Annotated in this window: 7 protein-coding genes; 2 read left to right on the top strand and 5 right to left on the bottom strand. The window is 62.7% G+C overall.

Annotated elements, in window-relative coordinates; translation table 11 throughout:
* Positions 1-510: 510 nt before the first annotated feature.
* Entirely contained in the window at positions 511-1,641 is a 1,131-nt protein-coding gene (locus tag L4G42_RS18845) for an alkene reductase (protein ID WP_237250989.1), read from the bottom strand.
* A 307-nt stretch (positions 1,642-1,948) separates the two neighbouring features.
* On the opposite strand from L4G42_RS18845, the gene L4G42_RS18840 reads away from it, so the two are divergent.
* Positions 1,949-2,260: a cupin domain-containing protein gene (locus tag L4G42_RS18840; protein WP_237250988.1), complete on the top strand. Its 312-nt coding sequence runs from the start codon at positions 1,949-1,951 to the stop codon at positions 2,258-2,260.
* 411 nt (positions 2,261-2,671) lie between these two features.
* Here L4G42_RS18840 and L4G42_RS18835 read toward each other — a convergent pair whose 3' ends face one another.
* Genes L4G42_RS18835 through L4G42_RS18820 form a run of 4 tightly spaced genes read right to left on the bottom strand, consistent with a single transcriptional unit; the run spans position 2,672 to position 5,568 of the window.
* On the bottom strand, positions 2,672-3,511 hold the full coding sequence (locus tag L4G42_RS18835; protein ID WP_237259475.1) for a transporter substrate-binding domain-containing protein: 840 nt from the start codon (positions 3,509-3,511) through the stop codon (positions 2,672-2,674).
* Entirely contained in the window at positions 3,505-4,266 is a 762-nt protein-coding gene (locus L4G42_RS18830; protein WP_237250987.1) for an amino acid ABC transporter ATP-binding protein, read from the bottom strand. Before L4G42_RS18830 ends, L4G42_RS18835 begins: the two co-directional genes overlap by 7 nt.
* Positions 4,263-4,922 (bottom strand): amino acid ABC transporter permease, encoded by a 660-nt coding sequence (locus tag L4G42_RS18825; RefSeq protein ID WP_237250986.1) that lies wholly within the window; start codon positions 4,920-4,922, stop codon positions 4,263-4,265. Before L4G42_RS18825 ends, L4G42_RS18830 begins: the two co-directional genes overlap by 4 nt.
* Positions 4,903-5,568 carry an amino acid ABC transporter permease gene (locus L4G42_RS18820; RefSeq protein ID WP_237259438.1) on the bottom strand — a complete coding sequence of 222 codons (666 nt, stop codon included), beginning with the start codon at positions 5,566-5,568 and terminating at the stop codon, positions 4,903-4,905. Before L4G42_RS18820 ends, L4G42_RS18825 begins: the two co-directional genes overlap by 20 nt.
* A gap of 534 nt (positions 5,569-6,102) precedes the next feature.
* Here L4G42_RS18820 and L4G42_RS18815 point away from each other — a divergent pair.
* On the top strand, positions 6,103-7,476 hold the full coding sequence (locus L4G42_RS18815; protein ID WP_237250985.1) for an LLM class flavin-dependent oxidoreductase: 1,374 nt from the start codon (positions 6,103-6,105) through the stop codon (positions 7,474-7,476).
* Positions 7,477-8,151: the final 675 nt, after the last annotated feature.

Raw genomic sequence — 8,151 nt, 5'->3', positions numbered from 1 at the left:
CTGTCGCGTGAAGATCAACTTCCAGATCAAGGGCGTCTGCCTAACGGCAGACTGTTTCGCCTTCGGCGAGTTACTTGGAAAAGCACCCCAAGTAATCAAGGGTGCCTGCTCCTGGTTGGGCTCCTCCTTCGTCGGAGTACCTTCACTCCGGTCTCGCTCCGTTCAGCCTGCACCCAAGTCGCGATTGGCGGTGTCTGGACCTTCTGCGCAGGAAGATCAAAAGCAGATCAAAAGCCCCCCGGCTATGCGGGTCCTACAGACTGCACGCACTGCTTTTCGTGGGACTGGCTTTAGCCGGGAAGAGGCCGGCCTGATCACCCCCAATTTTGCTGAATGCACATGCTGCTCTTAGTGGGACCGGCTTCAGCCGGGAAGAGTCCAGTGAATGCACCATCAATCTTGGCCGTTGAAACCGTCTCCAGACTCCACGCGCTGATCGTTCCCACGCTCCGCGTGGGAATGAATCCTGTGACGCTCCGCGTCCACCCAGCCAGCTACGCCGCCCTGCTTTCACTCACCCGCGTTATAGACCGGGTAGTCGATATACCCCTTTTCCGTCCCGCCATACAACGTGGCCGGGTTGACGGGGTTGAGGGGCCAGCCGTTGGCGATGCGTGCCGGCAGGTCGGGGTTGGCGATGAAGGGGCGGCCGAAGGCGATGAGGTCGGCGAGGCCGGCGTCGATCAGGCGGTTGCCGCGTTCGGCGGTGTAGCGTCCGGCGTAGATGATGCGTCCGCTGAAGGCTTCGCGGATGGCTCTGCGGAAGGTTTCCGGCAGTTCGGGGGCGTTGTCCCAGTCGGCTTCGGCGATGGAGACGTAGGCGACGCCGGCGTTCTCCAGGACTTTGATGGCTTCGACGTAGGTGTGGTGCGGGTCGCTTTCCACCAGACCGATGTAGACGCGTTCTTCATCGGTGCTGGCAAACAGCGGCGAGAAGCGCACACCCAGCCGGTCCGCGCCCACGGCCTCGGCGACGGCAGTCACGATCTCGCGCAGGAACCGCAGACGGTTTTCCAGCGAGCCGCCGTATTCGTCGTCGCGGTGGTTGGCGTGTTCGGAGATGAACTGGTTGACCAGATAGCCGTTCGCCGCGTGGATTTCCACGCCGTCAAAACCCGCTTCGATCGCGTTTTTCGCCGCCTGGGCGTACAGCTTCACCAGCTCGCGGATTTCTTCGACGGTCAGGGCGCGAGGCGTCGGCGGCACCACGAGTTGCCCTGCGCCCGGCGCAGTTTCGATGAACGCCTTGGCGTTGGCCGCCGGGATCGCCGAAGGGGCAACCGGCGCTTCGCCATTGGGCTGCAACGCGTGGTGGGACACGCGACCCACGTGCCAGAGCTGAGCAAAGATCACGCCCTCTTCCGCGTGTACCGCGTCGGTCACCTTGCGCCAGCCTTCGACCTGCTCGGCGCTGTACATGCCCGGCGTCCACGCATAACCCTGGCCGCGCGGCTCGATCTGCGTGCCTTCGGTGATCATGAAACCGGCGGACACCCGCTGCTGGTAGTAGGTCGCCATCAGGTCCGAAGCGATATCCCCCGGTTGCATGCTTCTCTGGCGGGTCAGCGGCGGGAACGCAATGCGGTTTTTAAGTACGTGCCGACCGAGGTTAACCTGGGTGAGCAAGGGTTGAGGGGACATCGGTGATACTCCGTTCAAGTCGTTGAAAGTTATGACCAGATCGGCTGGCGTAGACCAGTCGTCTAGTAGATGGCCGGGAGTCTAAAGCGCGCTTGCAGACCCGGCAATGTCAGATCCGCAATGATTACGGACATCACCCCCGAGACAGAGCCACTTGCAGAATCTTGCGCTTTTGACCCCTCCCACCCTGGCGATCCGTTGCACTCGGCAATCGCGCGCTTATGATTCCGGGCATAGACGTTGGGCAACCTGACACCGCAACAACGCGGTTCATCGGTCGCCAACCCATACTCTGAACAGGCACCCCATGAACATCATCCGCAGCAAAGACTTCACCGGTGACCGCGCGTGGGCCGCGCTGGACATTGCCAACATGAACGGCATCACCACGCGACTGCACTGGACGGATCAGCCGTACAAATGGCACGTCAATGACGGTCAGGAGGTGTTTGTGGTACTGGACGGGCAAGTGGAGATGCGCTTCAAGCAGGACGGCGTCGAGCAGAAAACCGTGCTGCACACAGGCGATATTTTCTACGCCTCCATCGGCACGGCCCACGTCGCCCATCCGCTGGGTGAAGCGCGCATTCTGGTGATTGAAAGCGAGGGCAGCGTTTGAGACCGGCCGCGTGACACCGCATGTCCCCCGTAGGACCGGATATCTCCAGTAGGACCGGCTTTAGCCGGGAAGGCGTCAGGGGTCACACCGCAACATCGAGGCGCTCGTACCGGCCCCTTCCCGGCTGAAGCCGGTCCCACATGAACAACGCATGCATCCAGTGGGACCGCGCCCCCCCTGTGGGACCGGCTTTAGCCGGGAAAGCGTCAGAGGCCACACCGCAAGAAATGACGGCGTACGCACCGGGCCCTTCCCGGCTGAAGCCGGTCCTACAAAAACAACGCATGTATCCAGCAGGACCGCGTACCCCCGTAGGACCGGCTTTAGCCGGGAAGGCATCGGATATCACACCGCTAAACCCAGGGTGTTCGAAATGGCCCCTTCCCGGCTACCAGCCACAAGCTCGATCAATCAAGGCTTCCACGCACCGCCTTCAACGATCACCGCCGACGGATCGGTGTCCGCCGCCAATTGATCCCGCACGTACTGGTTGTACAGCGTGAGCAGGTACTTCTGCTGGCCGAGGCTGGCCAATTCCGTGTTCACCCAATCGCGCAGCTCGATATTGCCCTTCTTCACCGCCGGGGCGATCGGCGCTTCGTCACCGAGTTTCTGCGCGAGCACGCGGTAGCCCGGGTTTTGCTTGGCCCAGCTGAACAGCACCAGGTTGTCCTGGGCATAGGCATCGCCCCGTCCGTTGGCCAGCGCCTGCAACGACTCGGAATTCTTCTCGAACTTGAGCAGCTTCCAGTCCGGGTGATTCCTGGTCAGCCAGATATCCGCCGTGGTGCCGGTGGTGACGATGACGGTCTTGCTCGCCAGATCGTCCAGCGTCTTCACCGGGCTGCTGTCCGGTACCAGCGCCTGCACTGCGACGCGCAGGTTGGGGTGGGTGAAGTCGACCACTTGCGCGCGTTCCGGCGTCACGGTCATGTTGGCGAGGATCAGGTCAACCTTGTCGCTTTGCAGAAACGGAATGCGGCTGGCGGGCTCGACCACCACGAACTCGATCTTCTTCTCGTCGCCGAGCAGGTCCCTGGCGAAGCGCCGGCCCAGGTCGGTGTCGAAGCCGACGTAGTCGCCTTGCTCGTTGACGAACCCGAACGGCGGTTTGTCGCTGAAAACGCCGACAATCAGCTTGTCGCGCGCCTTGATTTTGTCCAGTGAGCCTTCGGCATGGGCGACGGCGGAGCCGACCAGCAATCCGAGGGCGAGCAGTGGCAGTACGAGGGCAGATTTAAGGGTCACGATGTTTTCCTTTTTGGCATGTTTTCTACGTAAGAGAATTTCTCCAGGAACTGCTGCGCGCGTGCGGTCTGCGGGGCGCTGAAGAAGGATTCGGGGGCGCTCTGTTCGGCGATACGGCCGCCGTCCATGAACAGGATTCGATCGGCCACCGCGCGGGCAAAGGCCATTTCGTGGGTGACGATCAACAGGGTCATGCCGCTGCGGGCCAGGTCGAGGATGACTTCCAGCACCTCCTTGACCATCTCCGGATCAAGCGCAGCCGTGACTTCGTCGAACAGCATGACCTTCGGATTCATGCACAGCGCGCGCACGATGGCGATGCGTTGCTGCTGGCCACCGGAAAGCTCGCGCGGGTACGCGTCGCGCTTGTCCAGCAGGCCGACGCGTGTCAAAAGACTCTCGGCCTGTTGCTGCGCGTCGACGCGTTTGCGCTTCTGCACGCTCAGCGGCCCGAGCAAAATGTTCTCCAGCACGGTCATGTGCGGGAACAGGTGATAGCTCTGAAACACCATGCCGATCTGTTGCCGCACCTGGCGCCAATCGGTAGTGGCCGGCAACTCCTGGCCGGCAAAGCGGTACTGCCCGGCATGGCCGAGTTCGAGACCGTTGAGACAGCGCAGCAAGGTGCTTTTGCCGCAGCCACTGGGGCCGAGAATCACCACCACTTCGCCTTCGCGAACGCTCAGGTCAACGTCTTGCAACACCGGCACCGAACCGAAGTTTTTGCTGAAGCGGGTCAGTTCTATCAATGCGCTCATGAATGATTCCAACGCCGCTCGAGCACCCGCGAAGCGGCCGACAGCGGATAACAGGCGAGAAAGAAAAACACGAACAGGAAGCCGTAGATCAGCACCGACTCATAGGTCCGTTCGATGATTTGCTGGCCGATCTTGATCACGTCGACGACGCCGATCAGCACAGCCAGGGAGCTGGTTTTGATCAGCCGGGTGAAGACGTTGATCAGCGGCGGCGTCATCCGCCGCAACGCCTGGGGCAGCAGCACCCGGCCGTAAAGCTGCAACTGGCGCAGGCCGATGGCCAGGCCGGCTTCGCGCTGACCACCTGGAATCGAGCGCAGCGCGCCGCGCACCACTTCGCCGGTTTCACTGGCGCCCCACAATGACAACACCAGCACCGCGCACCAGAAGCCAGGGATGCTCCAGCCGATAAAAATCGGCAAACCGAAAAAGAACAGGTACAGCCAGACCAGCACCGGAATCGCCCGGAACAGCTCCAGGTACACCCGCAGCACCCCGTCGATCCAGCGCACGCCAAGATTGCGCAGCACGCCATAGATAAAACCGCCGACGCTGCTGAAGACGATCGCCAGCAGCGAAATACCCAGCGTGCGACCGATGCCCTGGGCCAGTTGCGGCGCGGACACCCACAGCAATTCAAGACCCGAACTGGCCATGCTGGAGCCTCCTTTCAATCAGCCGCAGCAGCAGCGACATCGGCACGAACAGCAGCACGCACAGGCCGGTCATGACGGCGAGCATTTCGTAGGTTTTGTAATACAGCGCGATGTAGCTCTTGGTGGTGTAGAGAATTTCCGGCACCGCCACCGCCGAAACCACGGTGGTTTCCTTGAGCAGAAAGATGAAATTGGCGAACAGCGCCGGCAGGCTGAGAATCCCGGCCTGGGGCAGGATGACGTGACGCAGCAGTTGCCAGCGCGACAGGCCGATGGACAGCCCCGACTCGATCTGCGATCTGGGCACCGCGTCGATGCCTGCGCGCAGGATCTCGGTCAGGTAAGCGCCGCCCATGAACGTCATGGCAATGATCGCCGAGGCAAACCCGGAGAGGCGGATCCCCAGCGCCGGCAATGCGAAGTAGATGAAAAACAGCTGGATCAGCAACGGCGTATTGCGCGCCAGCTCCACGTAGACGCGCACCAACGGGCGCAAGATTGGCCAGCCGAACGCGGTAATCGCGGCATTGATCAGCGCCACGCACAGCGACGTGCCGATGGCGATGAAGCCCACCTGCAACGTGACCCCGACGGCGCTGACGAACGCGGGCAATGTGGACAGGGCGAATTCAACATCGAACGCCATATCAACCCAGGCCCTGTGCGATGCGGTGCTCGCCATCGACGGGCTGATCGGTGCTGGCCGGTCCCGACGCTGCAAGGCTGCGCGGGTTGGAGGATGGGGCTGTAGACACATTAACTCCTGGCAATGACTGCAAAACGCGCCCCCATGGGCGGGTCGACGCGCGGGTTGGTTTTCGGTGATTGCAGGCTTTATGCCATGCAGCGAAACCTCCGTATCGGGGGCTGCTGACACGCACGACGAGGCGTAACTGTTTGTTTTCCATCGCAAGTGATGGAGGGGTGTTGCCTGAGCAACAGTGCAGGCAGCGGCTGTGGAGCCCGCGCAGTCGGGCAAGGCAGGCTCCGGCCGTTCGGGCCATAAGCCAAGGCATTGTCACGGCTGCTTTTTATGCGCTCCTCGCATCACGGTTCGCCGGATCCCGCGCCATGGGCATACGCCTTGCTATCTCCAGAGCATTCCGCGCTGCAGAGGCCTCCCGCCGACTGAGCCGTGCCGCGCGTCGCGTCCGTCCCGAACCGATTCAGGAGCCTCCCCATGACCCAACGCACTGAAACCCTCAAGCTCGGCCTGTTCCTGCGGGCCACCGGGCATCACATCGCCGCGTGGCGCGACAGCGGTTCCCAGGCCGACGCCGGCATTCGGCTGGAGCACTTCGTCGATCTGGCGCGCAAGGCCGAGGCGGCCGGGTTCGACACGCTGTTCCTCGCGGACAGTGTTTCCGTCAGGGGCATCGATGCGCCGACCTTCGACCGGGTCATCGCGCCGAGCCTGAGCTTCGAGCCGCTGACGCTGTTGTCGGCACTGGCCACTGTCACCTCGCGCATCGGTCTGATCGCCACGGCCAGCACCAGCTACAGCGAGCCGTTCAACCTGGCGCGCCAGTTCGCCTCGCTGGACCAGATCAGCGGCGGTCGCGTGGGCTGGAACCTGGTAACCAGCAGCGACCCCGACGCGGCGAAGAACTTCGGCGGCGGGCATCAGGGCGAGCAGGCGGCGCACGCTGACCGCTACAGCCGGGCGCGGGAATTTCATGAGGTGGTCGACAAATTGTGGGACAGCTGGGAGGACGACACGCTGCTGCTGGACAAGGACAGCGGCGTGTTTCTGGACCGCAGCAAGCTGCACCGGGCCGACCACCAGGGCGAGCACTTTCATGTGCGCGGACCGCTGAACGTGCTGCGCTCGCCCCAGGGCAAACCGGTGCTGGTGCAGGCGGGGGCATCGGATGATGGGCGCGCGCTGGCGGCCGCGACCGCTGAAGCGATCTTCGCCGCGCACCAGAATCTCGGCGACGCCCAAGCCTTCTACAGCGACGTCAAATCCTGCGCAGCGGTACTGGGGCGCAAACCGGAGCACATCAAGATTCTGCCGGGGGTGACGATCTTCACCGCGCCGACCTCAGCCGAAGCCCACGCCAAACATCAGCGCCTGCAGAATCTGGTGCACCCGGAAGTCGGCCTGAGTTTGCTGTCCGGACTGCTCGGCGGCGTCGACCTCTCGCATCTGCCACTGGACGGGCCGCTGCCGCAAGACCTGCCTGCCACCAACGCCTCGAAAAGCCGCCAGCAGTTGATCCTGCAACTGGCCGCCGAGGGGCTGAGCATTCGCGAGCTGTATCTGCGGCTGGCCGGCGCGCGGGGTCACTGGACACTGGTCGGCTCACCCGAGGAAGTGGTCGATCAGCTGCAAGCGTGGTTTGAGGGGTATGGCGCCGACGGCTTCAACATCCTGCCGCCGACCTACCCCGAGGGGCTGGACGATTTCATTGCTCTGATACTGCCGGAGCTCAAACGCCGCGGCCTGGTGCCCGCCGATGGCCCGACCGGCAAGACCCTGCGCGAACGGCTGGGCCTGCCCTACCCGGCGCACCCGGCGACGCTCACGCGTGGAGTTCTGCTTGCGGTGTGACGCATGACGCCTTCCCGGCTAAAGCCGGTCCTACAAATGTGACCGCGCTCATTCCGTGGGACCGGCTTCAGCCGGGAAGAGGCCAGTATGTACACCATCAGTTTGCGGTGTGACAACTGACGCCTTCCCGGCTAAAGCCAGTCCCACTATGTGATCGCGCTCATTCCGTGGGACCGGCTTTAGCCGGGAAGAGGCCGGTATGTACACCATCAGTTTTGCGGTGTGACGACTGACGCCTTCCCGGCTAAAGCCAGTCCCACTATGTGATCGCGCTCATTCCGTGGGACAGGCTTCAGCCGGGAAGAGGCCAGTATGTACACCATCAGTTTTGCGGTGTGACAACTGACGCCTTCCCGGCTAAAGCCAGTCCCACTATGTGATCGCGGTCATTCAGTCGGACAGGCTTCAGCCGGGAAGAGGCCGGTATGTACACCATCAGTTTTGCGGTGTGACAACTGACGCCTTCCCGGCTAAAGCCGGTCCTACAATGTGATCGCGGTCATTCCGTGGGACCGGCTTTAGCCGGGAAGAGGCCAATGTGGGCACCCTCGATTTATGCACTGTGCACACCGACGCCTTCCCGGCTAAAGCCGGTCCCACTGGGCCGTTGAGGTGGGGACCCTGACAGACATCGGGGTGCCCGTTCCTGCCAAAGCGGCCTCGCCGCCGTTTCAA

The organism is Pseudomonas petrae, assembly GCF_021728295.1.
GTDB lineage: Bacteria > Pseudomonadota > Gammaproteobacteria > Pseudomonadales > Pseudomonadaceae > Aquipseudomonas > Aquipseudomonas petrae.
Note: the sequence above shows the minus strand (reverse complement) of the source record. Positions and strands in the feature narration are given on the sequence as shown.

What these genes read in the sequence shown, in the direction of transcription:
- L4G42_RS18815 (WP_237250985.1), top strand. Translation starts at nt 6,103, where the DNA reads ATGACCCAACGCACTGAAACCCTCAAGCTCGGCCTGTTCCTGCGGGCC.
- L4G42_RS18845 (WP_237250989.1), bottom strand. Translation starts at nt 1,641, where the DNA reads ATGTCCCCTCAACCCTTGCTCACCCAGGTTAACCTCGGTCGGCACGTA.
- L4G42_RS18820 (WP_237259438.1), bottom strand. Translation starts at nt 5,568, where the DNA reads ATGGCGTTCGATGTTGAATTCGCCCTGTCCACATTGCCCGCGTTCGTC.
- L4G42_RS18825 (WP_237250986.1), bottom strand. Translation starts at nt 4,922, where the DNA reads ATGGCCAGTTCGGGTCTTGAATTGCTGTGGGTGTCCGCGCCGCAACTG.
- L4G42_RS18840 (WP_237250988.1), top strand. Translation starts at nt 1,949, where the DNA reads ATGAACATCATCCGCAGCAAAGACTTCACCGGTGACCGCGCGTGGGCC.
- L4G42_RS18830 (WP_237250987.1), bottom strand. Translation starts at nt 4,266, where the DNA reads ATGAGCGCATTGATAGAACTGACCCGCTTCAGCAAAAACTTCGGTTCG.